This window comes from uncultured Dokdonia sp. (assembly GCF_947492815.1).
Classification (GTDB): domain Bacteria; phylum Bacteroidota; class Bacteroidia; order Flavobacteriales; family Flavobacteriaceae; genus Dokdonia.
Genome location: NZ_CANLOB010000006.1, coordinates 27,553 through 52,719, shown reverse-complemented (window position 1 = coordinate 52,719; position 25,167 = coordinate 27,553). Strand labels below are relative to the sequence as shown.

Annotated in this window: 27 protein-coding genes and 1 riboswitch; of the genes, 7 read left to right on the top strand and 20 right to left on the bottom strand. The window is 33.6% G+C overall.

The genetic code is table 11. The annotated features are described in order from the left end of the window. Window positions 1-12 precede the first annotated feature (12 nt). Together yidD and cysS are read right to left on the bottom strand one after the other, a co-directional pair. Window positions 13-264: a membrane protein insertion efficiency factor YidD gene (gene yidD, locus Q1A01_RS07970; RefSeq protein WP_299678584.1), complete on the bottom strand. Its 252-nt coding sequence runs from the start codon at window positions 262-264 to the stop codon at window positions 13-15. Then, a complete protein-coding gene (gene cysS / locus Q1A01_RS07965) occupies window positions 264-1,748 on the bottom strand; it encodes a cysteine--tRNA ligase (RefSeq protein WP_299678581.1) in 1,485 nt (494 codons plus the stop codon). Before cysS ends, yidD begins: the two co-directional genes overlap by 1 nt. A gap of 591 nt (window positions 1,749-2,339) precedes the next feature. Between cysS and Q1A01_RS07960 the strand changes: the two genes are divergently transcribed. Further along, window positions 2,340-3,365 carry a hypothetical protein gene (locus tag Q1A01_RS07960; protein WP_299678578.1) on the top strand — a complete coding sequence of 342 codons (1,026 nt, stop codon included), beginning with the start codon at window positions 2,340-2,342 and terminating at the stop codon, window positions 3,363-3,365. A 129-nt stretch (window positions 3,366-3,494) separates the two neighbouring features. Here Q1A01_RS07960 and folE read toward each other — a convergent pair whose 3' ends face one another. From folE to Q1A01_RS07945, 3 genes are all read right to left on the bottom strand, one after another. Further along, window positions 3,495-4,190 (bottom strand): GTP cyclohydrolase I FolE, encoded by a 696-nt coding sequence (folE, locus tag Q1A01_RS07955; protein WP_299678575.1) that lies wholly within the window; start codon window positions 4,188-4,190, stop codon window positions 3,495-3,497. A 132-nt stretch (window positions 4,191-4,322) separates the two neighbouring features. Continuing rightward, window positions 4,323-5,024, bottom strand: a complete 702-nt coding sequence (locus Q1A01_RS07950; protein ID WP_299678572.1) for a LytTR family DNA-binding domain-containing protein — start codon at window positions 5,022-5,024, stop codon at window positions 4,323-4,325. Further along, window positions 5,021-6,073, bottom strand: coding sequence for a sensor histidine kinase (locus Q1A01_RS07945; RefSeq protein ID WP_299678570.1), 1,053 nt, complete (start codon window positions 6,071-6,073; stop codon window positions 5,021-5,023). The genes Q1A01_RS07950 and Q1A01_RS07945 overlap by 4 nt, the downstream gene beginning before the upstream one ends. A gap of 223 nt (window positions 6,074-6,296) precedes the next feature. On the opposite strand from Q1A01_RS07945, the gene Q1A01_RS07940 reads away from it, so the two are divergent. Continuing rightward, window positions 6,297-7,331, top strand: coding sequence for a serine hydrolase domain-containing protein (locus Q1A01_RS07940; RefSeq protein ID WP_299678567.1), 1,035 nt, complete (start codon window positions 6,297-6,299; stop codon window positions 7,329-7,331). Between the two features lie 30 nt (window positions 7,332-7,361). After that, on the top strand, window positions 7,362-7,739 hold the full coding sequence (locus Q1A01_RS07935) for a MotA/TolQ/ExbB proton channel family protein (RefSeq protein WP_299678564.1): 378 nt from the start codon (window positions 7,362-7,364) through the stop codon (window positions 7,737-7,739). Between the two features lie 67 nt (window positions 7,740-7,806). Here Q1A01_RS07935 and lptB read toward each other — a convergent pair whose 3' ends face one another. The 4 genes from lptB to Q1A01_RS07915 all read right to left on the bottom strand — a co-directional run bounded on the left by lptB (window position 7,807) and on the right by Q1A01_RS07915 (window position 10,846). Continuing rightward, complete coding sequence (gene lptB / locus Q1A01_RS07930) at window positions 7,807-8,547, bottom strand: LPS export ABC transporter ATP-binding protein (RefSeq protein WP_299679040.1); 741 nt, start codon at window positions 8,545-8,547, stop codon at window positions 7,807-7,809. A 77-nt stretch (window positions 8,548-8,624) separates the two neighbouring features. Next, the gene (locus tag Q1A01_RS07925; protein WP_299678560.1) at window positions 8,625-8,975 is read right to left on the bottom strand and encodes a carboxymuconolactone decarboxylase family protein; all 351 of its coding nucleotides are present in this window, start codon (window positions 8,973-8,975) and stop codon (window positions 8,625-8,627) included. A gap of 60 nt (window positions 8,976-9,035) precedes the next feature. Beyond that, window positions 9,036-9,881, bottom strand: a complete 846-nt coding sequence (gene tatC / locus Q1A01_RS07920) for a twin-arginine translocase subunit TatC (RefSeq protein ID WP_299678557.1) — start codon at window positions 9,879-9,881, stop codon at window positions 9,036-9,038. Further along, entirely contained in the window at window positions 9,881-10,846 is a 966-nt protein-coding gene (locus tag Q1A01_RS07915) for a KpsF/GutQ family sugar-phosphate isomerase (RefSeq protein WP_299678554.1), read from the bottom strand. The genes tatC and Q1A01_RS07915 overlap by 1 nt, the downstream gene beginning before the upstream one ends. Window positions 10,847-10,931: 85 nt before the next feature. Between Q1A01_RS07915 and Q1A01_RS07910 the strand changes: the two genes are divergently transcribed. Then, window positions 10,932-13,127 (top strand): ATP-dependent DNA helicase RecQ, encoded by a 2,196-nt coding sequence (locus Q1A01_RS07910; RefSeq protein ID WP_299678551.1) that lies wholly within the window; start codon window positions 10,932-10,934, stop codon window positions 13,125-13,127. Between the two features lie 166 nt (window positions 13,128-13,293). Here Q1A01_RS07910 and Q1A01_RS07905 read toward each other — a convergent pair whose 3' ends face one another. The 5 genes from Q1A01_RS07905 to Q1A01_RS07885 form a co-directional block, all read right to left on the bottom strand. Further along, entirely contained in the window at window positions 13,294-13,632 is a 339-nt protein-coding gene (locus Q1A01_RS07905) for a DUF6249 domain-containing protein (protein ID WP_299678548.1), read from the bottom strand. A gap of 140 nt (window positions 13,633-13,772) precedes the next feature. Continuing rightward, window positions 13,773-14,204 carry a VOC family protein gene (locus Q1A01_RS07900; RefSeq protein WP_299678545.1) on the bottom strand — a complete coding sequence of 144 codons (432 nt, stop codon included), beginning with the start codon at window positions 14,202-14,204 and terminating at the stop codon, window positions 13,773-13,775. Between the two features lie 115 nt (window positions 14,205-14,319). Next, window positions 14,320-15,252 (bottom strand): LuxR C-terminal-related transcriptional regulator, encoded by a 933-nt coding sequence (locus Q1A01_RS07895; protein WP_299678542.1) that lies wholly within the window; start codon window positions 15,250-15,252, stop codon window positions 14,320-14,322. Window positions 15,253-15,418: 166 nt separating this feature from the next. Then, the gene (locus Q1A01_RS07890; protein WP_299678539.1) at window positions 15,419-16,330 is read right to left on the bottom strand and encodes a hypothetical protein; all 912 of its coding nucleotides are present in this window, start codon (window positions 16,328-16,330) and stop codon (window positions 15,419-15,421) included. Window positions 16,331-16,441: 111 nt separating this feature from the next. After that, window positions 16,442-17,395 carry an FRG domain-containing protein gene (locus tag Q1A01_RS07885; RefSeq protein ID WP_299678536.1) on the bottom strand — a complete coding sequence of 318 codons (954 nt, stop codon included), beginning with the start codon at window positions 17,393-17,395 and terminating at the stop codon, window positions 16,442-16,444. 262 nt (window positions 17,396-17,657) lie between these two features. Between Q1A01_RS07885 and Q1A01_RS07880 the strand changes: the two genes are divergently transcribed. Both Q1A01_RS07880 and Q1A01_RS07875 read left to right on the top strand, forming a co-directional pair. Beyond that, window positions 17,658-18,242 (top strand): sigma-70 family RNA polymerase sigma factor, encoded by a 585-nt coding sequence (locus Q1A01_RS07880; protein ID WP_299678535.1) that lies wholly within the window; start codon window positions 17,658-17,660, stop codon window positions 18,240-18,242. Further along, entirely contained in the window at window positions 18,229-18,651 is a 423-nt protein-coding gene (locus Q1A01_RS07875; RefSeq protein ID WP_299678533.1) for a hypothetical protein, read from the top strand. Before Q1A01_RS07880 ends, Q1A01_RS07875 begins: the two co-directional genes overlap by 14 nt. A 4-nt stretch (window positions 18,652-18,655) precedes the next feature. Here Q1A01_RS07875 and Q1A01_RS07870 read toward each other — a convergent pair whose 3' ends face one another. Together Q1A01_RS07870 and Q1A01_RS07865 are read right to left on the bottom strand one after the other, a co-directional pair. Further along, window positions 18,656-19,765, bottom strand: a complete 1,110-nt coding sequence (locus Q1A01_RS07870) for a hypothetical protein (RefSeq protein WP_299678530.1) — start codon at window positions 19,763-19,765, stop codon at window positions 18,656-18,658. Between the two features lie 247 nt (window positions 19,766-20,012). Next, window positions 20,013-21,161, bottom strand: coding sequence for an ABC transporter substrate-binding protein (locus tag Q1A01_RS07865; RefSeq protein WP_299678527.1), 1,149 nt, complete (start codon window positions 21,159-21,161; stop codon window positions 20,013-20,015). A gap of 86 nt (window positions 21,162-21,247) precedes the next feature. Between Q1A01_RS07865 and Q1A01_RS07860 the strand changes: the two genes are divergently transcribed. Further along, a complete protein-coding gene (locus tag Q1A01_RS07860) occupies window positions 21,248-21,895 on the top strand; it encodes a diphthine--ammonia ligase (protein WP_299678524.1) in 648 nt (215 codons plus the stop codon). A gap of 3 nt (window positions 21,896-21,898) precedes the next feature. On the opposite strand, the gene cobC is transcribed toward Q1A01_RS07860, so the two are convergent. From cobC to Q1A01_RS07840, 4 genes are read right to left on the bottom strand one after another with little or no spacing between them, the layout of a single operon-like run. Next, entirely contained in the window at window positions 21,899-22,489 is a 591-nt protein-coding gene (cobC, locus tag Q1A01_RS07855) for an alpha-ribazole phosphatase (RefSeq protein WP_299678521.1), read from the bottom strand. Then, window positions 22,474-23,235 carry an adenosylcobinamide-GDP ribazoletransferase gene (locus Q1A01_RS07850; protein ID WP_299678518.1) on the bottom strand — a complete coding sequence of 254 codons (762 nt, stop codon included), beginning with the start codon at window positions 23,233-23,235 and terminating at the stop codon, window positions 22,474-22,476. Before Q1A01_RS07850 ends, cobC begins: the two co-directional genes overlap by 16 nt. Then, complete coding sequence (gene cobT, locus Q1A01_RS07845) at window positions 23,236-24,270, bottom strand: nicotinate-nucleotide--dimethylbenzimidazole phosphoribosyltransferase (protein ID WP_299678516.1); 1,035 nt, start codon at window positions 24,268-24,270, stop codon at window positions 23,236-23,238. Between the two features lie 16 nt (window positions 24,271-24,286). Continuing rightward, window positions 24,287-24,790 carry a bifunctional adenosylcobinamide kinase/adenosylcobinamide-phosphate guanylyltransferase gene (locus Q1A01_RS07840; protein WP_299678513.1) on the bottom strand — a complete coding sequence of 168 codons (504 nt, stop codon included), beginning with the start codon at window positions 24,788-24,790 and terminating at the stop codon, window positions 24,287-24,289. Between the two features lie 91 nt (window positions 24,791-24,881). After that, a riboswitch (cobalamin riboswitch) is annotated at window positions 24,882-25,114 on the top strand. Window positions 25,115-25,167 lie beyond the last annotated feature (53 nt).

Here is a 25,167-nt window from a genome sequence, read left to right as displayed (position 1 = left end):
GGTATTCTTAACTTATTTTTTCTTGTCTTCTTTTGGAGGCACAGGATCATACCCTTTTCCACCCCAAGGATGACAAGATAAAATACGTTTTATAGACAATCCACTTCCTTTAATAAGGCCGTGCGTTTGAAGCGCCTCTTTTGTGTAATGAGAACAGGTAGGCGTATATCTACATGACGAAGGTGTCCAAGAGGATATAAACTTTTGATAAAACCAAATAATACCTAAAAACGGCGCTATTGCTATTTTCTTAATAGATGGCATTAGTTTAGGGTAAAGGTAGTTCCTTCACGACCATCTTTCAGCTGTATACCTAATGCTAATAGTTCATCACGTATTTTATCGCTGGTAGCAAAGTCTTTATTTTCACGTGCTTCTTTACGTAGTTTGATTAATAATGCTACAGCACCAGAGAGCTTGGAGTCATCCGCTTTCGCGAAAGCGTCCCCATCTTCAAGACCTAACACATCATATACAAAAGACTCCATCGTTTGTATCAGTAATTTTAAATCGTCTGCTGTGATCGTCGCTTTACCATCTTTAATTAAGTGTACTTGTTTCACACCTTCAAAAAGTTGGGCAATCAAAATAGGACTATTAAAGTCATCATTCATAGCATTATAGCAAGACTGTCTCCATGCAGTAATGTCCATACTACTTTTAGGAGCCGTTTCTAATGACTTCATGATTTTCATGGCTTCCATTAAGCGACCAAACCCTTTTTCACTAGCAACTAATGCATCATCACTAAAGTCAAGGATACTTCTGTAATTTGCCTGTAAAACAAAGAAACGCGCTGCACTAGGTGCAAATCCTTTACTTAAATGCGGACTATCCCCTGTAAATATTTCACCTGGATTGATACTATTTCCTGTACTTTTTGACATTTTTTGTCCATTAAGAGTAAGCATATTTGCATGCATCCAGTAACGAACAGGTACCGTCCCTATAGCGGCTTCATTTTGAGCAATTTCACATTCGTGGTGAGGAAACTTTAAATCCATACCACCTCCATGGATATCAAACTGATCGCCAAGATACTTTGTACTCATGGCTGTACATTCTAGATGCCATCCAGGGAATCCATCTCCCCAAGGGCTAGGCCATCTCATAATATGTTCTGGACCTGCTTTTTTCCAAAGAGCAAAGTCTTGTGGGTTTTCTTTTTCATCTTGAGCATTCAATGCACGTGTATTAGCAATCATATCTTCTAGCTTACGCCCGCTTAATTTTCCATACTCATGATCTTTATTAAAAGTCACAACATCAAAATAAACAGAGCCATTTTTTTCATAGGCATATCCATTTTCTATGATCTTTTTAATAATCTCAATTTGTTCAATAATATGCCCTGTTGCTGTAGGTTCTATACTTGGAGGGAGAAAATTAAAGGTGTTTAAGATATTGTGGAAGTCAACAGTGTATTGTTGTACCACTTCCATAGGTTCTATTTTTTCAAGACGCGCTTTTTTTGCAATCTTATCTTCACCTTGATCCCCATCATCTGTAAGATGTCCTGCATCTGTAATATTACGAACGTAGCGTACTTTATATCCTAGGTGTTTTAGATATCTAAAGATCATATCAAAACTCATGAATGTACGTACATTTCCTAAATGGACATTACTATATACTGTAGGGCCACAAACATACATTCCAACATGTCCTTCGAGAAGGGGTATAAAATCTTCCTTTTTCCCAGTGAGAGAATTGTATATTTTTAGTTGTTGCTCTTTGTATAATGCCATTTTTTGGGCTTTTAAATGATTGTTAACTTTATTGATAACGAAGATAGTATGCTTTATGTCAATATCAAAAGCATATTTCTTTGTTTGTCGCTTTTCTATAGATTCCTTAGTAATTTTATGATTTGAGCTATTTATAGGTGTGTTTTAAATCAATAAAGTATTTAGATAACTGGTTATAGAGGATTTTTTTTTTTTTTTTTTTTGTAACATATAGATTTACAGTATTTTATGTTGTTTTTCTTAAATAGTGGATGTTTTTTGAAAAATAGTAGTATTACATGTTATATATCTACATAACATTTGTCTCTCAATAGTTTATACGCCTATTATTTAATATATATCATTGCGAAACTTCTTTGTTGCTGATAATGAGCAGTTTATTGTTGTGTCTGAATTCCTGAAAACGGATGTGGATTATCCCTGAAAACAGATATATACTTCTTGTAAACTTTATAATTTCCTTAAATATTTGTAGAAGAATTGATGATGTAAATATCTTTAATTCAGAATGTTACAGTACTCTGATCAGGTATTTAAAAAGGCGTAATCCGAAAAGCCTTAGAGAGAGTAGGAAAAATTAATTATCAAATCATGAAAAGAATATTCATATTACTAATGATGAGTGCATTTATTTTTGCTTGTAGTAAAGATGATGCTGTAGAAGAGTTTCAACAAGACACAGACTCTTTAAACCTAACCAATGATGGAAAAGCACAAGCCGAATCAACAACGCAAATGCTAGAATTCTCTTCCTTTGATGAGATGGAAGGTTTTATTAGAGAGTTACAAGAATCAGATGCTGATCTTTTAGATGTCGCTAGAAGTAGATCTGCAGAGAATGGGTATCATTCCTTACTTTTTATCTATGATTCAGATTTAGCAACATTAGATGAATTAGGAATTAAAATGGAAGACGTTGCCATTGTACATTCATATGATGATATGTTGCATCTTTTATTAAATAAAAACGGAGAGGTTAGAGTCGCTAATCAGGTTTTTAGAGTTAATGGAGAATTTGTATATCAGTATGAGCAAGGAGCGAGTGAGCAAATAGCCGGTTTTTTAGAAAATTTTAATGCAGGTGAAATTCGTATAGAGAAAGGAGATTCTCAACAAATTAGCGAAGAATTACTAGTATATCGCCATAATAATAATGAAGATATCTCTGAAGACTTAGAAAGAGAAGCAACAACAGCAGACAATCAAAGAGGAGTAACTCATTATGATTATTTTACTGGCGGACAGTATCGTATGCGATCTAGACAATTCAATGGATACTGGTGGTTCTATAGTAATTTAGGTTTTTCTACTAAAGTACAGAAAAGAAAGCGTTATTGGTTTTTTGGATGGCGCTACTATTGGGGAACTGTAAAGAAGTATAATCGTTTAAACTACGAGATCAATTATACAGGAAATGGTGTTGGATATCCTTCATATACTAATAGTGCGCAAGGATTTAGATATTGCTTCTGTAATATCGCTAGGAGAACAGTAGATTGGTCTGTAGGAGTACCCGCAGCACCTTTTTATTACACGATTAATTCTGGGCAAAGTGTACATTGGGCACATGAGTTTAGCGTTTCACCAGATACAGAACATAGAACTATTACTTACTGATAATAGTTATTATTTAATTTATAAAGTAGAAAGATCGTCTAGTAATAGACGATCTTTTTATTGGGTTATATATACATTTCGACTGGACACAATATAAACTTCTATTTTACTGTGTTTGTAGATAGTGTACTAAAAATCAGTATCTAATTTGATATAATCAAGGAATTCTCTACGTGTTGCGATTTCTTTAAATTTCCCTCCAAACTCGCTGGTTACTGTGCTACTTTCTATATCTCGAATACCACGACTATTCACACATAAATGTTTTGCATCTATAACGCAAGCTACATCTTTTGTTCCAAGAGCTTCTTGAAGTTCTTGTACAATTTGCATTGTAAGACGTTCCTGTACTTGAGGGCGTTTTGCATAATAATCTACAATACGGTTCATTTTAGAAAGTCCCACCACAGTTCCATTTGAGATATAAGCTACATGTGCTCTCCCTACAATAGGTAATAGGTGATGCTCACAAGTAGAATACACAACAATATTTTTTTCAACAAGCATTTCTCCATACTTGTAATTATTGTCAAAAGTAGAGGCTTTGGGTTTACGATCAGGATGTAACCCTCCAAAGATTTCGTTTACAAACATTTTTGCAACACGCGTAGGGGTTCCTTTTAAACTATCATCGGTCATATCAAGACCTAAAGTTTCCATAATATGAGCAACATCTTTCTTGATGCTTGCTATTTTTTCAATATCACTTAATTCAAAAGCATCATCTCTTAATGGAGTGATTGCACTTGAACTTACATGATCATCTCCTATTGCTTCTATTTGCTCTTGGTAATGATCTGTGTTTTTTTCTATTTCTGTCTTCATTAGCATGTCATTTCTTCCTTGAATATATAGGTGTATATAAATTCTGTTAGAAATTTTTTATTGTTATCCTACTTTCTGTCGAAACAAATTAAGTTGGCTTGCAAAGATAAGTATTATAGTTTTTATAGCTACTTATTTTATTGTAGTAAGGTGGTGAGCAACAGTATTTCTATAACTCCTACTTATGGGAATAGATGCGCGTCCTATGGTGATATGTTCGTTTGTAAAGCTATCTATTTTTGAAATGTTTATAATAAATGAACGATGTGTTCTCATAAACTGTTGTTTGGGTAATTTATCTAAAATAGTGCTTATTGTTTCTCTTGTAATTAATATTTCTTGCGTGGTATATAATTTCACATAATCTCCTAAACTTTCAGTATATAATAAAGCATCAAAGTTAACTTTCATCATTTTTCGATCGCATCTAAAAAATGTAAAATCATATGATGGTGCTATTTGTACAGCAGTTGTTTGCTCTTCAGTAAATTTGTGTACCGCCTTCATTAAACGCTCTAAAGAGATAGGTTTTAATAAATAATCTACGGCTTGAAGATCAAATCCATCTACGGCATACTCTCTGTAAGCAGTAGTGAAAATCACTTTGCTTTTCCCTTGAATGGCATTTGCAAACATAAGTCCTGTCACTTCAGGCATATTAATATCTAAAAACACAAGATCTACCTGTTGTTTGCTTAAAACAGAAAAGGCTTCAGAAGCATTTTTACAACTTGCGATTACTTCTATAGTATCTATTTTGCTAAGATGTGTAGTGAGAATATCTCTTGCTGTAGGTTCATCATCTACAAGTATAGCTGTATACGTTGTACTCATGAGTGTAATTGTATTTCTAGTTGTACAGTATAATGAGTTTCATTTTTACTTTGGGTTAGTGTATATTGGTTTGGAAAAATACTTTCTAACCTTTTTCTTGTGTTTTCAATACCGATACCATGACTTTCAGCACTTATTTTATCTGGATGTATCGTATTTTGAATGGCAAACAACAATTGATTAGTTGTTGTTTTTAAACTCATATTGATCACTAGTAAACCATCAATAGCTGTTCCATGTTTAAAAGCATTTTCTACAAAAGCTATAAATAACATTGGAGGAATACTAATTTCTTTGTGAATGTCTTTCGTAAATTCTACTCTTAGAGAATCTCTAAAACGTACACGCTCTAACCCTATATAGGATTCGATATGTTTGACTTCTTCAGATAACGGGACTTTAGGTTTGTCAATTTGATTAAGAATATAATCTAACAAGTTGGAGAGTTTTAAAATAAGATCTGGCGTTTCTTCAGATCCTTTTAAGGCAAAACCATATAGGGTATTTAATGTGTTAAAGAGAAAATGAGGATGTATTTGCTGTTTTAACAAATAAAGTTCTTTCTGTTTTAATACTAGTTTTCCTTCTAGTAATTTATTTTCAAGTTCCTGATTACGGTTTGCTGTTTTGTGATTATATCTTAATAATTGAACAAAACATACAACACTTACCACTAAGTATACGAGTATCAATACAAATACGACATTACGAGATAATAGTGGCATTTCTCGAATATCAAAATTAGATAGAAATACAAGGTTTATAAACGTAATGATAAGTATCAGATATACAGAACATATAAGTGTATAAAAAAGATAGATACCAAACTTCACATACTTTTTTGTAATGAGGTATTTGGGAATAAGTATATAAGATACAAAATAGGTAATGCTAATGGTTACAGGTAATAAACTTGTCGAAAACCAAAATACAAATCGTTCGTTATTAGAGCCATAACTAAAAAAGTATGTATAAAACAACCAGACACCTATCCATAATAAGAGGTGTAGTGGTGTGAATTTTAATTCCTTTAGAATCGATTTTAGCATCCTACAAAGGTGTGTAAAATCTTTTAACTATACCGATTTTTGAGATAGATTACTGATTTACCTCCTTAAATGACAATTCTTAGTATTTAATTTGATAGAATGTCGTTTGGAAGTGGTTTATGGTTATAACAAGTATAAAAATGGGAGTTGATCGCATTACGCTTTCGCGAAAGCGTATAAAAGATACATTTGAATTATCAATCATCATTAATTATAACGACTTATGAAAAACATAACACTTCTTTTTTTATTGAGTTTTTGTCCTTTAGTAGCTCAAGTACAACAAGAAGATCAATTAGATGCCATTTTTGAGACGCTTGATACAACCAAGAAGGCAATGGGAGGGATTTCTATTTATAAAGATGGAAAGGAAGTATATCAGAAATCTTTTGGATATGCCAATATAGCGCAAGAAAATAAATCAATCGCAACGACCAAATATCGTATTGGATCTGTTACTAAAATGTATACTGCAACCATTATTATACAACTAATAGAGGAAGGAAAACTACAAATAGATACACCTTTAAGTGCATTTTTTCCTAAACTTCCTAATGCTTCGTCGATTACTATTAAGAACCTTTTAAAACATCAAAGTGGTTTATTCAATATTACGGAAGATGAAGATTTTAGCACATGGATGCTTATGCCTCAGTCAAGAGTTAGTATGTTAGGTCGAATGGTGAAGAACGGAGTTATTTTTGATCCTGGGACGGATACATCGTATTGTAATACCAATTATATTTTGTTAGGGTATATAGCAGAAGATATCACAGGAAAATCTTTTAATGATATTGTTGAAGCTAGAATTATAACTCCTTTACAATTAGAACGCACATTTGTAGGTGTAGATAGCCCTAAAAGTAAGGAAGAGGCAATATCCTATCAATGGTCGGATAATCAATGGGAAGTGGTCACAGCGTATACAGATATGAGTGCTCCTGGAGGGGCGGGGGCTATTGTAAGTACTCCATCAGAAGTAAACATGTTTACGACGGGCTTATATACAGGAAGGCTTATCTCTCAAACTTCATATCAACAAATGACAGATGTGAGTACTGGCATGGGAATGGGGCTAGGAGGGATGCCTGTTATGGGAATGCAAGCCTATGGCATGAGTGGTCAAATAGATGGTTTTAAATCATTGGCTATTTTTTTTCCTGAACAAGAGACTTCTATGACCCTTGTGAGTAATGCATATGCATCTTCTTTGCAGGAAATTATGATGCAGGTTTTACAAGTCTATTTTAAAAATTAATTATTACTAACTTTATATTTTAATTACACTATGTCACAATTAATAGATCGTATACAGGAAGGCGGACCTGTGTTTATGGTACCTTTAGTACTTATTATTATCACTATTATCGTTTTATTTATAGTAGGTTTACTTGGTAAAAAGAAATTAGTACACGTACATCAGTTGCTAGGGCATCTGAGTCTTTTTGGTATGATATGGGGATTCTTAGGATCTACTATAGGACTCATCTCTGCATTTGATGCTATTGAGTCTATAGGAAATGTATCACAACCTATGTTTTCTGGAGGGGTTAAAGTTGCGTTATTAACTACCGTTTTCGGATTAATTACTTTTTTAATTGGAAGGGCTGCCATGTTAGTATTGACTATAAAATCTCAGATGGCAACAACAAAAGAAGAATCTTAGTATTGTTTACTATATTATAAAAAATCCCTTTTCAGTATTGAAAAGGGATTTCTGTTTTTGATTTATTTTAATCAAATATTTTTTTCTTTCGAAGTTCAAAATTTTGTCCAAGATATACTTTACGTACCATTTCATCTGCAGCAAGTTCTTCAGGAATACCATGTTTTAAGATGCTTCCTTCAAACATTAAATAAGTGCGATCGGTAATTGCTAGAGTTTCTTGAACATTATGATCTGTAATAAGAATACCGATATTTTTATCTTTTAATTGAGCAACAATACGTTGTATGTCTTCTACTGCTACAGGATCTACTCCTGCAAAAGGTTCATCTAAGAGTATAAAATTTGGAGAGGTAGCTAGTGCACGAGCAATTTCAGTACGGCGACGTTCTCCTCCGGATAATAAATCTCCTCTGTTTTTACGTATATGTCCAAGGCTAAACTCTTCAATGAGTTCTTCCATCTTATGAAGTTGCTCTTTTTTAGAAAGCTTTGTTAATTGTAAGACGCTTAGAATGTTGTCTTCAATACTCATTTTTCTAAATACAGAGGCTTCTTGTGCAAGATATCCGATACCATTTTGAGCACGTTTGTACATCGGGTATTTGGTAATCTCTTGATTGTCTAAATGGATGGTACCTCCGTTAGGTTTTACAAGTCCAACAATCATATAGAAAGAAGTGGTCTTTCCAGCACCATTAGGCCCTAGAAGTCCTACAATTTCTCCTTGATTTACTTCTACAGAAATCCCTTTTACAACCTTTCGGCCTTTATATGATTTCATTAGATTTTCTGCACTTAGCTTCATAGATCGTAAATATACGTGTTTCAATGGATTTGTAATAAAACCATCAATTACTTTAGGAATGTATTAACGCTACTTAGTTAATCGTTTTGTGTTTCTAGTTCATGCCAGAATTCTCTAGCTTTACGTAAATGTGGTATTACAATAGTACCGCCTACAAGGGTAGCAATACTCATAGTTTCCATCATCTCTTCTCTAGTAACGCCTTCTTTGTATGCTGTTTCAAGATGATACTTTATACAATCATCACAACGCAATACAGTAGAAGCTACTAGGCCTAAGAGTTCTTTTGTTTTTATATCTAATGCTCCTGCTGTAAAAGCATTAGTATCTAAGTTAAAAATACGCTTAACAATTTTATTGTTATCACCAAGGATCATATCGTTCATACGTGTACGATACTCATTAAATTCTTCTATTTTCTGACTCATAGATTTTATTTTTTATTTCCGCGAAGGCGGAAATCTTATGATATTATATTTGCAACAACTTTATACTGCTTGCTGCTTTTTTAGTCTTTTTTCTTCTCGTTTTATAACAATGCGACTTATTACGATACTTATTTCATATAAGATTAGTATAGGAACTGCTACAATAACTTGTGTTGAAACATCTGGCGGTGTAATAATGGCAGAAAGAATCAATACGATCACTAAAGCATATTTTCTATTTTTCCGTAAGAATTGTGGAGTTACTAGTCCAATTTTAGTAAGAAAATATATAATAATAGGAAGTTCAAATATAATACCTGCAGCTAAGATAGAAGCTCTCATTAAACCAACATAAGAATCAATATCAAACTCATTTTGGATAGTATCTGCGACTTTAAAACCTGATAAGAAATTAATAGATAAAGGAGCAATAATATAGTACCCAAAAAATGCACCCATAAAGAATAATAAAGAAGCAATTATAATAAACCCTTTAGAACTTTTACGCTCATTTTCATAGAGTCCTGGCGAGATAAACTTCCAAAATTCATATAGTATATATGGAAAACCTACAACAACACCTGTTGTAATAGATGTCCAGATAGCAGTATTAAATTGTGCGCCTACTTTACGACTTTGGATAATAAAATCTAAATCTCCTTCTCCAATACATCCTTTTTCCATACCTACTAGGCCGGATATTTTACAAAGGATATCATAAGAAACGAATTCAGGATATGAAGGCCCAAGAATTACGACTTCGAATAAAAAATCTATAAAAATAAAAGCGACAATACCTATAATCACAACAGCAAGTGTAGATCTTATAAGATGCCAGCGTAATACTTCAAGGTGGTCCAAGAAAGACATTTCTGCTTCTTGTTTTTTTGTTTTTTGGTCTGCCATTAAATAATTCCTTCTTTTATTAAATCGTGTATGTGTACAACACCACTATATGTTTCTTGATCTGTTGCTAATAACTGGCTAATTCCGTTTTCTTCTAGGATACGTTTTGCTGTAACGGCCATGGCATCATTCTCAATAGTCTTAGGAGAAGCGCTCATAATATCTCTAGCGGTGAGTCCTTCAAAGTTATCGTTTTTAGAAAGCATTCTTCGTAAATCTCCATCAGTGATAATTCCTATAATTTTTTTGTTTTCTACTACTGCGGTAACGCCTAATCGTTTTGCAGATATTTCTACGATGACTTCCTTAATGCTTGCCTCTGGTGCTACAGATGGTTTTTCGTGTATTTGAGTAAGATCACTTACCCGTAAGTACAATTTTTTACCTAATGCTCCACCAGGATGGTATTTTGCAAAATCTTTATCAGAAAACCCTTTAAGGTCTAATAAGGCTACAGCTACAGCATCTCCTATGACTAATTGTGCTGTTGTACTAGTGGTAGGTGCTAAGTTATTAGGACAAGCTTCTACTGCTACATGCGCATGTAGTACAAAATCGGCTTGTGTTCCTAGAAAAGAATCTCTATTAGAAGTAATGGCAATAAGCGAATTGTTTGTTTTTTTGATAAGCGGAACCAATACCTTAATCTCAGGCGTATTTCCACTTTTAGAAATACAAATTACAACATCATCTTGTAGTATGGTTCCTAAATCTCCATGAATTGCGTCGGCGGCATGCATAAAAATAGCAGGAGTTCCTGTACTATTTAAAGTCGCTACTATTTTTTGTGCAATAATGGCACTTTTTCCTATTCCTGTAATAATAACACGTCCTAGAGAGTTATAAATTACTTCGACTGCTTTTGCAAATTCTTCATCTATTAAGGAGTGAAGATGCGCGATAGCTTCTTGTTCTATAACGATGGTTTTCTGGGCGCTAGCAATTATTTGCTGAGTAATATTCAAAATTTAGTTTTTATTAGGTTTGTATACCGTAAGGAATTCACTATATTTATATACTACAAAGGTATGCAAAAATGCACAAGAATAAATGAATACTGGGCAATTAGACTTACACGCTGCACTTAAGAAATATTTTGGTTTTGGGCAGTTCAAAGGGCTTCAAGAAGAAGTAATCAAAAGTATTGTTGGAGGAGATCATACATTTGTGATTATGCCCACAGGTGGCGGAAAATCACTATGTTACCAATTACCAGCACTACTTCAAGGAGGTACAGCAATCGTGGTTTCTCCATTAATTGCGTTAATGAAAAACCAAGTTGATGCACTGCGAGGTATCTCTCAAGAAGATGGGATCGCGCATGTGTTAAATTCTTCATTAACAAAAGGAGAAATTAAAACCGTAAAGGAAGATATTTCTAGAGGTGTTACAAAGCTACTATATGTAGCTCCAGAATCACTAACCAAAGAAGAAAACGCAGAGTTTTTACGATCTGTTCCTATCTCTTTTTTAGCGATAGATGAGGCACACTGTATTTCAGAATGGGGACATGATTTTAGACCGGAATATCGTAATCTTCGTAATATCATAAAACGTATAGGTGATAATATTCCTATTATCGCGGTAACAGCAACGGCAACTCCTAAAGTACAAGAAGATATTCTTAAGAATTTAGGAATTACTAATGCTAACACCTTTAAAGCGTCTTTTAATAGACCAAATCTTTATTATGAAATTCGCCCTAAAACAAAAGATGTTGATGGCGATATCATTCGATTTGTAAAACAGAATGAAGGGAAGAGTGGTATTGTGTATTGTCTTTCGCGAAAGCGTGTAGAAGAATTAGCACAAACGCTCCAAGTAAATGGATTGAAGGCAGTACCCTATCATGCAGGATTAGATGCTAAAACACGTGCCAAACATCAAGATATGTTTTTGATGGAAGATGTAGATGTGGTCGTGGCAACCATTGCCTTTGGAATGGGAATCGATAAACCTGATGTGCGATTTGTAATACATCACGATATTCCTAAGAGTATAGAAAGTTATTATCAAGAGACTGGTCGTGCAGGTCGTGATGGAGGAGAAGGACATTGTTTGGCTTTTTATGCCTATAAAGATATTGAGAAGCTCGAAAAATTTATGAGCGGAAAACCTGTAGCAGAGCAGGAAATAGGACAAGCTTTACTTCAAGAAGTAGTTGCCTATGCAGAGACTAGCATGTCTAGACGTAAATTTATCTTACACTACTTTGGAGAAGAGTTTGATAATGAGACAGGAGAAGGAGGAATGCTAGATGACAATATGCGTCATCCTAAAAAGAAACATGAGGCTAAAGATGAGTTAGTTAAAGTACTCAAAGTAGTACGCGATACTAACCAAATTTATAAGAGTAAAGAGTTAGTCTTTACCATGCTAGGTACCGAAAATGCTATTATTACCTCACATAAAACACATTTACAACCCTTCTTTGGTTGTGGAAAAGAACGTGAGAAAACGTATTGGCATGCATTGTTACGTCAAGCCCTTGTAGCAGGGTATATCTCAAAAGATATAGAAACCTACGGAGTGATAAAAATTACTGAAAAAGGACTTACATTTATAGATACACCATTGTCATTTATGATGACAGATGATCATGTATATGATGAAAGCGCGAGTAATCAAATTGTCTCAGGTGCCAAAGGTGGTGGAGCCGATAAGAAATTAGTAGAGATGCTAAAAGACTTACGTAAAAAAGTATCTAAAAAATTAAATGTACCTCCTTATATCGTTTTCCAAGATCCTTCTATAAATGATATGGCTATTAAATATCCAATGACGATCGAAGAACTTTCTTCTGTTCATGGAGTTGGAGATGGCAAAGCCAAAAAATATGGAAAAGAGTTTGTTTCTCTTATAGAGAAGTATGTGGCGGAAAATGATATTTTACGTCCTGATGACCTTATTGTCAAAAGTACAGGAGCCAATAGCGGACTTAAATTATACATTATTCAAAATGTAGATCGTAAGTTGCCATTAGATGATATCGCATCTGCTAAGGGTAAAGAAATGCCAGATTTTATTAAAGAGATGGAAGCGATTGTCTACAGTGGTACCAAACTTAATATCTCATATTGGATTGATGATATTCTAGATGAAGATCAACAGGAAGAATTGCATGAGTATTTTATGGAGTCAGAAACTGACGGTATAGAAGCAGCTCTTGAAGAGTTTGATGGAGATTATGATGACGAAGAATTACGTCTCTATCGGATCAAGTTTATTAGCGAGGTAGCTAATTAATAGGATATATTTTCCTTTTTCTGCTTTTAAATAACTAGCAATGCGAGAGTTTTGCTGAGTTTATTTAAGTACAAAACTATATACTATTGCTATTTTTTATAGCAAAAAAAATCAGGTAAGCATACTCATATGCTCACCTGACTATCAAAAGCAATGTGTTATACAGTTACTTTACTAATTTTCTTGTTAAGAAGAATCCCGTAAGAAGGCCCGTTCCAGCCATTAAGAAAATGATTCCTGGATATAGTGCGTCATGATACCCTAATGTTTCTTGAAACAATAATGCAATTAGAATTCCTGTCCCAATACCCATTAATAATAAGGCTATATTCAGTACGAGTACTTTCCAAATAGGTGGTGCTTCTCTTGTTTGCTTAAAGATTCCAGCATCCATTCCTTTTTCTATAAGTGCTAAACGCTCTTTGTTACGTGTAGAATAATGTAGATATGCGATTCCAAACAAAGATCCAAAAATGCATAATACAACGATAATTTCTCCTCCCATAATTGTCGATTTTTAATTGATTACAAATTATTTATTTGCTCATATGACGGAAGGTTTTTAAAAACGGTTACATAATTTATAAAGTTTTTTTGCTTGCGCGAAAACTAAGACAGGAATCAAAGTAATGTAAAACAGACATTTTAGTTCCGGACATAGTTACTATACTTATTTCTTTCTTCGGGTATCTCACTGAGATATTGCACAAATTCAAACTGATTTCCATCTGCATCTGCAAAATAATCTCTAATCCTGAATTCTTCTACTTGTTTTGGGTAATCTCTTTGATACCCATTACTTAAAAGATTTTTTGTAATGTCTTCTACATTAGGCACAACAAATGCTAAATGGTTGATGCCAATTTTCTCATAGTTATTTTCAGCTTTTATATGATTTTCTGTTGCTTGATTAATAGCAACATACGTATGATCATCTCCTAGATGAACCCATTCTCTAACATCATTACCACCACCACGTATTTTAAAATGAGGAAATGCAGTTTGAAAAAAATGTATCGCATCTTGTAGGTTACTTACGGTAATGTTTGCGTGTTCTAAATATATATGTTGTGTCATAAATAAAATGTTTATTAGTTAGGACAAATATCAACAGAGAGAATGATATGTAAAACGAACTTATGTACAGAAAGATACCTGTACTTTGGTACAGGTAATGACGATTTAATAATGGTTATAAACTAAAAAGTCCTCTTTTGAAACCAATATCTACGGCTTCTGTACGATTGGTAGCATTGAGTTTGGAGAGTATGGCAGTAATATGAAATTTGACAGTTCGTTCTGTGATGAATAGTTGTGTGCCGATCTGCTCATTAGTAAGTCCTTTTTTTATAAGTGTAAGTACTTGAAGCTCTCGTTTTGTAATAGGTATTTCCGGGTAACTAAACTCCTGGATAGTTTTTCCTGTTTGTTCTATTGCTACTGTTTCCTTAAGTAGGGTTTTTAATTGTTTTTGTAAGTCTGCTGCTTTATTAAGAGCTTCTTTTATTTTGTTTTTGTCACTCTTTGTGCTTTCAAGAGATGAAATGATAGCTTCTATATTAGGAAACAGTACTGCCTCAGAGATTTTACTCAAGGTTGTTTCTGGCACTACATTACTAGTAGCATGTTGTAAACGGGTACGTTGTATCGCAGTTCCAACCAATTCACTAATCGTATTCAGAATGGTTAGTTCTTTTTCATTAAGTTGTCGTGTTTCTTTACTTAGTAAGTTAATGAGACCTACCTTTTGATCATTAATGATAATTGGGATAGTTGCATGAAATTTTAAATCATTGGTGCCTGAGCTGATATCTTTTAATCGTGAGCAGGCAATTTCGCTGATGTTCACTGCCTGGCTAATATCGTCTGCGAAGTATTGCTTGATACAGTAACACCAACCCGATAAGCGTTCAGGATGATTGCTTAACGCAGGCGGTAAATTATGAGAAACAGCTAAATAAACAGATTCGTTATCAGGTTCAGTCAGCCAAATCCATCCTGTTTCAATATTCAAGATTTCAGTAGTCTTCTCTAACGATTTACGAAGCGCAGCATGTAAAGAGAACTCTTTGTTGAGGTGACTCGCGATTTCATATACATGAGAAAAGTAATCCTTATCGTTCATTATTGAGCATTAACTGTTTTAAAAGTAAAATTCTTTTTTAAGCAGAAAGACATTTATATACTATAGGCATATGTATGATATATTCCACATTCCTAAATATAATAGATATGTATGTATTTATATAATAGTTATGACATACAATAATAGGTAGTACTAATTTGAGTAACTATCTATACAAATCATTTAGATAATTTTTTTTGCCAGAGATTCTCTTATAAGATATATGTATAGGATTTCCATTATCATTTTTTCCTTCTAAATGATTAGCATTCATGATGCCTGTAAAAGATTTCATTCCAAATCTTGTTGAGTTATTAAGAGTAATGATAATATCTTTATTGTCTATTTTGTAAGCACCTACATATAGTGTGTCTTCTGTAGATAATATAAATTGATTGTTATTTTCAAGAAATATCATGGGTTCTTTTCCAATAGCTCCTATACTAGGTTTAAAAATAGAGTCCTTTATATTTATTTTTTCAATTGTGTATGCACCAATGATGTTTGCATCACCTATATATGTTGATTTCACGTATAAAGAAAAAGAGAAATAAGAAACAGAAATTAGAATGAGAAAAACACACGGAAATAATGTAACAACTTTCTTTTTTGATTTTAAAATCACCCCATTTCGTTTACCACCAAGTTTGATAAAAAAACGGTAAAGGTCTTTTCGATAACCTGAAAGTAAAATAATAGTGATCGTAAAATCCAATAATATATGATAAGTTGCAAATAGAATTTTAAATTCAATATTTAAAATTAATATATTAATGCAAACGCCAAATGATATCAGTAATGCTATTAATCGTGTTCTTTTAAATAGAATCAATGCACCTATTAAAAACTCTGTAATTCCTAAAAAAATATTATAGTTATGCGATCTGCCAAAAAATGACCACATATGCATATATTCTGACATTTCAGCAAGTGTTACATAAGCTGAATAACTTGGAATTCTAAACTGCATAAAAAGAATTTTAGGGATCGCAAAACAAATCATTTTAACAGATAAATAGTAAATCACTAAATATGTAAGTACAGTTTTAATGTTTTTCAGCGTTATTAACTTTTTCATATAATCGGAATTCGCTTGAACGTTAGTTAGAAATAAAATGGCTGTATGTAACCATTCAAACTCAAGACGGATAGCTTCCGATATTGTTACTTCAAATCATTTAATATCGTTTTACTGGAGTTTTGTAATATCATCCAAATAGGTGTTTAATGCATTCTTCGCATTATCTGCTATACTTGGGTAGATAAATGCTTTCGTAATCTTTTTCTTTTTTAATCGTCTCCTAATGTATTCTGCCATATGCTTATGAATATTAATGCAATAAATAGGTTTGTTGTCAGGTTGGCTATTTCTAAAATAATCTTCGAATGGGGTATTTGGGAATGGATTGAAAATAAGTAATCCTTCCTGAGGAATTATATTTTGATTATAAATCGAGGTAAACTGACTTATGATATTTTTCTTGGTAATTGTTTTATCCTCAAAATCTGATAAAAAGTAAATCAGATTCTCTTGATCAATATACCTATAGTAATCATCTACTTTTGGAGTTTCATTTCTTGGTATTCCTTTTAAATTAATAAAATTATAATTTGGATTTAGCTCTTTATCGATTTTATAAATTGAAAAGTAATCTTTAATAGAATTAGAAGTTCCATGATAATTTATTTTTTCAGTAGCAAAGTATAAGCCAACATCAAAATTATAGGTCCAGTCTAAAAGCGGTGTTGGAGCACCATAATGTTGAAGAATGCTCATTAATGGAAAATCAATTTCCCAATTTTTCAACCTATAGAATTCAAAAACTTTTTTGAATAGAAAATCTTTCTTTGCCCTATTCAGCATAAACTTAAACATTTTAAGATATTCAATATTTTCTTTACCCTTCCATTTTGTAAGTGAGTTGAGTATCCAAAACCTTTGCGCAGAGTTGTATAGTTTATATGTTGCAGAACTCATTCCTCTATAGATAAATCTTTTTTCTTCTGTGTTTAGATAGAGTTCACTATTATACCATTCATCAAATTGTTCAATCGTATCAATGGTATAATGATAACTGTTATGCGATGTGCAAAAAGTACTTCTCTTATCGTTTAGATTATTATAAGTGTCTAAATTATCCATGTGAGCTTTTATTTTAGTTAGTCATTACAAGAATATTATAATAGGAGTACGTTGATGAAATATAGCGTATGCTCTTATAAATATAGTTGATTTATAATAGTTTATAGAATTTTAAGATAGTACGATATGATGTAATCTTACTGTTTTATGGAAGATGAGAAGCATTTCGGTAACAGTAGATCACCCATGTATGTTCTTTTTAGTAACTTTTCTAACAAATCCTGTAACCATATGATACTTTAAATAGTCTTACGTATGTATAATGACCCATCAAGATGACCATATCTATATCACCAAAACGTTGGCAGGCGAGGTAAATGCCTTTGCCACGCTTATAGATAGGTATAAACATATGGTATATACACTTAGTTTGCGTATGCTAAAAACCACTGAAGATGCAGAAGAAGTTTCGCAAGATGTATTCTTGAAGGCATTTCAGAAATTGGAGAGTTATAAGGGAACGTCTAAATTTAGTACATGGTTATATAGTATTACGTATCATAAGTGTCTGGATACGCTTTCGCGAAAGCGGAAACAACCCACACATTATGCTGCAGAGATACAAGAAGAGATTACCGAAGAAAAAACAGCAAGCATTCTTGAAGCCATTGAAGCCAAGGAATTAAGAGGAGAACTAGAACGATGTATTCAACAATTACGAGAAGAAGATGCTTTTTTAGTGACGTTGTATTATCTTGAGGAGCAAACGCTGGAGGAAATAGCTATGGTCACGGGAATAACAAAAAATAATGTAAAAGTGAAGCTCTTTCGTAGTAGAAAGAAATTATATACGATTATGGCAACACAATTACCTAAAGAATTAGTAGCGCGTTATGAAAGAAAATGAAGAAAAATTAGTAGATCAAGTTGTGTCTAAAGCGATACAAAAAGTAGCTGTACAATCACCATCGTATGATTTTACAGAAACACTTATGCATAAAATTAAAGTAGCAAAAGCTTCACAAACTACGATTGTATATCAACCCTTGATTTCAAAACGTGTTTGGGGTCTGCTCGCTATTATTTTTGTACTTTTAATAGGGTTTGTAAGTATACAGAACGTAGGACTTACTTCTGTTTCTGAAACCCTACAAGAAGTAACGAATAAGATACCTTCATTTCAAATACCTACTTGGGAACTATTCAGTTTTAAAACTTCTATTGAGGCTACAAGTCCATTTGTATATGGTGCCATTGTACTTGCGGGTTTTTTATTAGTAGAGATCGCTATTTTAAAGCGAAAGTATAAGTGGTAATGCACTAGTAATAGACGATAGCTAACTTTGTAGACTTATCTATTATTTTTTTGTCATTTAATAGAATATACGATGCAATATATGTAGGATTATGTTGAGAATCATAGGTATACTCAAAGAGAAGATCCCTATGTATAATTGCCTCCTTCTGAAAGTGATAATCATCTCTCGCTACCTTTATTTTTTTACTACGATCAGTATCATAGGATATTTCATATATAATATTGTTTTTCTGAGAATCAACTTTTGAATAGGTTTCTATTCGGTTTTGATTATCATAGGTAACTGTTATATTAGTTTCTAAGTACATGCCTTCCACAGTCTCATTTTCTTGTAATTTCCACTTTTTAGGATGTTTATCAAGCTGTTTGTACGTTAAAAAATAACGATCTGATACTATACTCACACTATTAAAACGACCTTTCGGATCATAAGTATAAGTACTTTTATAGGTATCTATAAGATCGCTTTCTACAGTAAATTCATGTTGTAATAAAGTCTGCAATTGTCCAGTTTTCGTATAGGTAGCCTCTCCATATCCGTAAATTGTAAACTCTGAAAAATAAATAACAGATTCATCAATTTCATCTTCCTCATTAAATGCAATAGCTCCTTCAGAGCGGTAATGTGTACGCGTGTGTAATTGGTTATTTTTATAATTGTATACAATACTATCCATCATCCCGCCTTCAATATCATAGGCCATATAATTGGTGAGCTTTCCTTTTTTGTAGATATACGTATAGAAATCATCTTCTTTGATAATTGTATCATTTACTATAATAGGAAGTAGTTCGCTATTTAGATTTTCTACAGTAATATCATCAAAGACATTATCTGTGGTATATTTTGTGATTTTTCTATCGGTATTTATTAGGTAATAATAATTCTCTGTATACGTCTGGTCACTATCTGGAGATATATGCTGTGTGAATGTGCGATTCACTTCACGTACATTGCCTTCTAAAAACAACGGATTGGTTACTTTCTCTTCTTCTAATGATCTGTAAAAATCATTCTGAGGTGTTGGAAAATCAGGGAGTGTTCTGTTTTGAGCATTTGTTAGATATATGCAAGAAAGTAAGGCTAGGGAAACGTAAAACTGTTTATACATATAGGTGTTGATAGGTTAGTGTCCCAATATAACGTCAAAAGAGTAGGATTATGATACTGGAGATGTAGTATGAAAAAAGCGCCCACCCTTCCCCTAGGCAAGCACTTATTTTCATGATCGTAAAAAATTAACTAACTCTTAATCTTTAGAGTTGAAAGATGCATAAATGATACAATACACCATTACGGGTTTCCGTAAGAAAATGAAGAAATAAATGAGTATGTATATATTGATTTTTACAGTGAACTTATTCTAATCTCTTGAAAAAGAAAGGACTGTATTCTGGTAGGAGGTCAGGATGGGCAATAGCAATAATATCTTTGAGGATAATATCAGGTCGTAAAGGGCCTAACTCAAAGTATAACAAACCTCCATTTTTACCTATTTTATTTGTGTAGGTAAAGGTGTTGCTGTTTTTATAAGCATCGAAGAGTTCATAATTCTTACTATTTGCAAGCATTTGTGCTTTGCTTTTGAAACTACCTGCGCCTATCCACAAGGGAGCGTGTTGTGCTTTTACTAACACACTTTCAAAGTTTAATTGTAAACTTCCTGTATTTGGTGTGTCTTTCCAAACATAATCGGTATTGGCATCTTCTAAATATTTTGCCACAAAACTCTTCCCACCAGGAATATTCCATATATCTTTAAAGGGAGAACCAGAAAATACAACAGGCTTTTCTGTAACATGTGAAGCGATCTGCTTTGCATCTAAATAATCTTTCTCTACTTGCTTAAAAATCTGATGCGCTTCTGTTTCTTTATCAAAAAAAGCAGCAATAAATTTTATCCATTCCGCACGACCTAATGGATGTTGTTCTGTCCATGCACCATCTAAAACAACTGGAATCCCAAATTGAGCGATTTTATCTAAGGTCTCATTATTGCCATTTACCGAAAAACCAATCACTAGTTCAGGAGCTAATTCTAAAAGGAGTTCCATATTAATATCAATGCTACTGTTGAGGTTTTTAATCTCTCCCTTATCGATTCGAGCCCTTGTTTTTTTTGAAGATATATAATCAGGATTAGGAAAGCCTACTAAAAAGTCATCAACACCCAAATACTCTAAAGAAGGAATATTTGTGGTAGACATGGCGACCATTTTTTTAATAGGAAGCTCTACAATAACAGTATTTTCATCTTTTTGCTCATAAGCGCTTTTATCTTTGGTTAAGATATAGGTAAATGTTTCTTTACTATTTGGCCAAGCAGCAGTTACTTTTATTTCTGTATAGTTTGTATAATGTGTGATAGAAAACCCTTTTGCATAGTCTATGTGTTCAACTCTTTTCTCTTGGGTAGCTTCTTGCGATGATATAGCATTATTTTTTTGTGTCTTTTTACAGGAGATAGAAACAAACAAAAGAGATATACAGAGGACTAGAAATCGCATAGATAAAAATTTAAGAAACCAAAATTCGTTATTTTTTTTGTATCCCCATCTATAGAAGGGTATTTTTGATTATTAAAAAATTATCAATGAAGTTTTTATGTTCTTGGAGTGGTGGTAAGGATAGTTGTTATGCTTTTTACAAAGCAATGCAATCTACATATCAACCAACGGTACTTCTTAATGTGATGAATGAATATGGAGACAGATCGCGCTCTCACGGAATTCCTAAAGAAATCCTCATAGCGCAAGCTGAAGCTATTGGAATTCCTATTCATTTTTTTAATAGTACGTGGGCAGATTATGAAGTGAATTACATCAAACACTTAAAAGATCTTGTAAAAACATATGAAGTATCTCATGCTGTTTTTGGAGATATAGATATAGCCTCACACCGTGCTTGGGAAGAAAAAGTATCTGAAACTGCTAGTATAGAAGCCATCTTACCCTTATGGCAAGGTGATAGAAAAGAATTAGTCCTTGCAATGATTAAAGACAGAATAGAAGCCATGATTGTTTCTTGTAATCAAACATTAGGACCTGATTTTTTAGGGCGAACTATAGATGTAACTCTTCTAGAAGAATTAGAAACAATGGGTGTAGATGCTTGTGGGGAGAATGGCGAATATCATACACTTGTCGTAAATGCTCCTTTCTTTAAAAACCGATTGGATATTCAAATGGTTGGAAAAGCTACTTCGAGCAACTATAATTTTGCAGAACTACAATTAAAATAACTACTATAAAACAGGAATCTCAGTAATTACTTTGATAGCGTTGTCTTCTTTTTTTAGATGAATCACATCGCCATATGCAATTTTAATACCGAATGATTTCTCCAAAGGAACTTCTAGAAATTTAGCAAGCAATGAACGTATCGGACCTGCATGCGTCACAATAATTATAGGCTTTGTTTGTGCTGATTGGATTAATTCCTCAAAAAAAGAATATACTCGTGTCGTTAAATCAATATACGATTCTCCATTAGGAACGCGTACGTTTACAAAGTCATTCATCCACGGAGTTATATCTTTCTGCGGTATATCATTCCAAGGCATGAGTTCCCAATCTCCAAAATTTAATTCTAAGAGCCTATCGTCATAAGTAATAGGGGATGTATACGCTACTTCGACGAGCTCAGCATACCATTTCGCGAAAGCGGAACAACGTTGTAAAGGACTAGAAATAATATGATACGCTCCTTTAGGAATGGTATCTAAAATTATCTTGAACTCTTCAGGATAACTATCTGCAAGAGCTATATCACTTTGCCCATAACAAATACCTTTTGCGATGTTGGGAGTGGTATGACGTACTAGATATATGTCCATAATGCAATGAGGCTTATATAAAAAATGACTTCAGAAAGTTGTTGTACAGCACCCGCACAATCACCAGTTTGACCGCCGAGCCATTTCGTGAATTTGGCACCTAGATACATTTTAGATAAATACATAGGAATGATGACCAAGAGCACGAAAGGAGATTTAAAAAATAACAAAGGAATCATCCCTATAAGACCACTCACGATCACAATACCAATACCAATATTTTTTGCAGCAGGTTTTGCTTTGCTATCTTCTGTCTCTCTCACATATGGATGCGTATAGAGTAGGGTAGTAGCGATAAATCGACTTAGACTATGCCCAGAAATAATAGCTAACGGAATATAGTGTACAGGAACTTCTCGTAATGCAGCAAACTTCATTGCCAATAAGAGTCCGATGCCAATAACACCATAAGTTCCCAATGTAGAATCTTTCATAATAAGAAGAATCTTCTCTTTAGTCCATCCACCACCAAGGCCATCACATACATCTGCAAACCCATCCTCGTGAAATGCGCCTGTGGTATAGATAGAACTTGCCATACTGAGTAACAATGCAATTTCTAAAGGCAATATACAGGAAGTGCCGTAAAAAACTAAGGCAGCAATACTACCCACCAAAATACCGACTAATGAAACATACCGAGCACTTTTTTTAAGATAGGTAGGATTGTGGTCTACCCACTTAGGACACGGAATACGTGTAAAGAACATTAAGGCTGTAAAAAAAATATGAATTTCTTTCTTCATTTAATTTGCTGTTTCACTGCTTACGCCAGCGCTTTCAAAGCTAGCCATATCTTTTAAGAAATTAACCGATGCTCTTAATATAGGGATTGCTAATGCAGCGCCAGTTCCTTCTCCTAATCGCAATCCTAGTGATAGTATAGGTTGCACGTTTAAGAAATCTAACATCTTTATATGACCTTGCTCGTTTGAAGTATGTGCAAATAGGCAGTAATCTAACACATTTGGTTGCATTGCATGCGCTGCCAATAAAGCGGCAGTTACAATAAACCCATCAATGGCGATCGTCATTTTTAATTCGGCAGCTTTTAAAATAGCAGCAGTAATCATGGCGATTTCAAATCCTCCAAAAGTCGCAAGTGCTTCTTTAGGGTTTTGAATATCATATTTTTGATACACCTCTGTTAGAATACGTTGTTTTTTAGAAATTCCATTTTGGTCGAGACCAGTGCCAGACCCTACACATGAAGCAATAGGCGTTTGTGTGAAATAGCTCATTAATAAGGATGCTGATGAGGTATTTCCAATACCCATTTCACCAAATCCAATCGTATTTACTCCTTCTTTATGTAAATCAGTTACAATGGTTTCAGCATGTTGGAAAGCGGTTTTGAGTTCTTCTAGCGTCATTGCTGGAACATGCTGATAGTTTTTGGTGCCCATAGCTACTTTTGCATGTGTGATAGCTATGTCTTTATCAAATGTATGATTTACACCAGCATCTACTACTTTGAGATGTACATCATTGGTTGTACTCAATACATTGATAGCAGCGCCTCCTTGTACAAAATTGTACACCATTTGCGAGGTTACTTCTTGCGGAAATGGATTTACTTCTCCCTTGGCAGCAATGCCGTGATCTCCAGCAAAAACAACAATGGTTGGTTGTGTAATAACGGGGGTTTCGGTTTGTTGTATACAGCCGATCTGGAAAGCAATTTTTTCTAGCATTCCTAAAGCACCAATAGGTTTTGTTTTTAGATCTATTTTATGCTGAAGCCTAGCTTCTAGTTCGCTGTTTTTTGTGGTTATAATCATGTTGTTTTTGTAGGATTTATTTAAGGGTCATAGGAATTCCTGAGACCATAAATGTCGCTTTATCTGCTCGTTTTGCAATGTGTTGATTCACCCAACCTTGTAGTTCTGTAAACTTTCTTCCCACTTCTGTTTGCGCGTGTACACCCATTCCTATTTCATTAGAAATGATAATAATTGTGGCGTCTATGTTTGCTAGTTTGTCAAATTCCGCTTTCGCGAAAGCTAAACATTGCTGAATATCGTTTTTGGTATCAACAAAATAGTTGGTAAGCCACAACGTCACACAATCTATCACCACCACATCATTGGTAGCAACGACGGTAGAAATATTTTTTTCTTCCTCTATAGATGTCCATCGCTCGTCTCTATCTGCTTTATGTCGATCAATACGTTCGGTATGATCACCACCCCAATTGCGAGAGGTTGCAATATAAATTGGAGTATCAGATAAAGAAGTTGCTAATGCTTGTGCATAGCTACTCTTTCCTGAACGTTCACCACCTGTAATATAATAGATCATAGATTATATTTTTCGAAATTTTTGAATACAAAGATTATGTTTTTTTGAATTAATAGTAAAGAAAATATGTATTGATTGTAAAAATGATAGTATCTTCGCGCCGAATTTTGGTTTGATAGCGTCTGTTTATGATGTTATCGATTAAAAGGGAATCTGGTGCAATTATTATTATTAAATCCAGAACTGTTCCCGCAACTGTAATTCTTTGCTACTAAAGTTTAGCACCGTTTAGGATGTGATTTACTACAAGACCACTGGCATTTGCTGGGAAGGTAAAATCACATAAGATAAGTCAGGAGACCTGCCATATTCAGCAAAGTAAGTCAAACTTTCGGGATAAAAGTTTACGTATAATAGTGATTATACTATTCTCGATT

Coding starts and splice junctions, on each gene's coding strand:
- Q1A01_RS07940 (WP_299678567.1), top strand. CDS start 6,297: ATGAAAAACATAACACTTCTTTTTTTATTGAGTTTTTGTCCTTTAGTA.
- tatC (WP_299678557.1), bottom strand. CDS start 9,881: ATGGCAGACCAAAAAACAAAAAAACAAGAAGCAGAAATGTCTTTCTTG.
- Q1A01_RS07895 (WP_299678542.1), bottom strand. CDS start 15,252: ATGAACGATAAGGATTACTTTTCTCATGTATATGAAATCGCGAGTCAC.
- cobC (WP_299678521.1), bottom strand. CDS start 22,489: ATGGACATATATCTAGTACGTCATACCACTCCCAACATCGCAAAAGGT.
- Q1A01_RS07870 (WP_299678530.1), bottom strand. CDS start 19,765: ATGTATAAACAGTTTTACGTTTCCCTAGCCTTACTTTCTTGCATATAT.
- lptB (WP_299679040.1), bottom strand. CDS start 8,547: ATGAAGCTAAGTGCAGAAAATCTAATGAAATCATATAAAGGCCGAAAG.
- yidD (WP_299678584.1), bottom strand. CDS start 264: ATGCCATCTATTAAGAAAATAGCAATAGCGCCGTTTTTAGGTATTATT.
- Q1A01_RS07910 (WP_299678551.1), top strand. CDS start 10,932: ATGAATACTGGGCAATTAGACTTACACGCTGCACTTAAGAAATATTTT.
- Q1A01_RS07945 (WP_299678570.1), bottom strand. CDS start 6,073: ATGCTAAAATCGATTCTAAAGGAATTAAAATTCACACCACTACACCTC.
- Q1A01_RS07880 (WP_299678535.1), top strand. CDS start 17,658: ATGACCCATCAAGATGACCATATCTATATCACCAAAACGTTGGCAGGC.
- cobT (WP_299678516.1), bottom strand. CDS start 24,270: ATGATTATAACCACAAAAAACAGCGAACTAGAAGCTAGGCTTCAGCAT.
- folE (WP_299678575.1), bottom strand. CDS start 4,190: ATGAAGACAGAAATAGAAAAAAACACAGATCATTACCAAGAGCAAATA.
- Q1A01_RS07960 (WP_299678578.1), top strand. CDS start 2,340: ATGAAAAGAATATTCATATTACTAATGATGAGTGCATTTATTTTTGCT.
- cysS (WP_299678581.1), bottom strand. CDS start 1,748: ATGGCATTATACAAAGAGCAACAACTAAAAATATACAATTCTCTCACT.
- Q1A01_RS07885 (WP_299678536.1), bottom strand. CDS start 17,395: ATGGATAATTTAGACACTTATAATAATCTAAACGATAAGAGAAGTACT.
- Q1A01_RS07865 (WP_299678527.1), bottom strand. CDS start 21,161: ATGCGATTTCTAGTCCTCTGTATATCTCTTTTGTTTGTTTCTATCTCC.
- Q1A01_RS07850 (WP_299678518.1), bottom strand. CDS start 23,235: ATGAAGAAAGAAATTCATATTTTTTTTACAGCCTTAATGTTCTTTACA.
- Q1A01_RS07935 (WP_299678564.1), top strand. CDS start 7,362: ATGTCACAATTAATAGATCGTATACAGGAAGGCGGACCTGTGTTTATG.
- Q1A01_RS07890 (WP_299678539.1), bottom strand. CDS start 16,330: ATGAAAAAGTTAATAACGCTGAAAAACATTAAAACTGTACTTACATAT.
- Q1A01_RS07900 (WP_299678545.1), bottom strand. CDS start 14,204: ATGACACAACATATATATTTAGAACACGCAAACATTACCGTAAGTAAC.
- Q1A01_RS07860 (WP_299678524.1), top strand. CDS start 21,248: ATGAAGTTTTTATGTTCTTGGAGTGGTGGTAAGGATAGTTGTTATGCT.
- Q1A01_RS07875 (WP_299678533.1), top strand. CDS start 18,229: ATGAAAGAAAATGAAGAAAAATTAGTAGATCAAGTTGTGTCTAAAGCG.
- Q1A01_RS07905 (WP_299678548.1), bottom strand. CDS start 13,632: ATGGGAGGAGAAATTATCGTTGTATTATGCATTTTTGGATCTTTGTTT.
- Q1A01_RS07950 (WP_299678572.1), bottom strand. CDS start 5,024: ATGAGTACAACGTATACAGCTATACTTGTAGATGATGAACCTACAGCA.
- Q1A01_RS07840 (WP_299678513.1), bottom strand. CDS start 24,790: ATGATCTATTATATTACAGGTGGTGAACGTTCAGGAAAGAGTAGCTAT.
- Q1A01_RS07925 (WP_299678560.1), bottom strand. CDS start 8,975: ATGAGTCAGAAAATAGAAGAATTTAATGAGTATCGTACACGTATGAAC.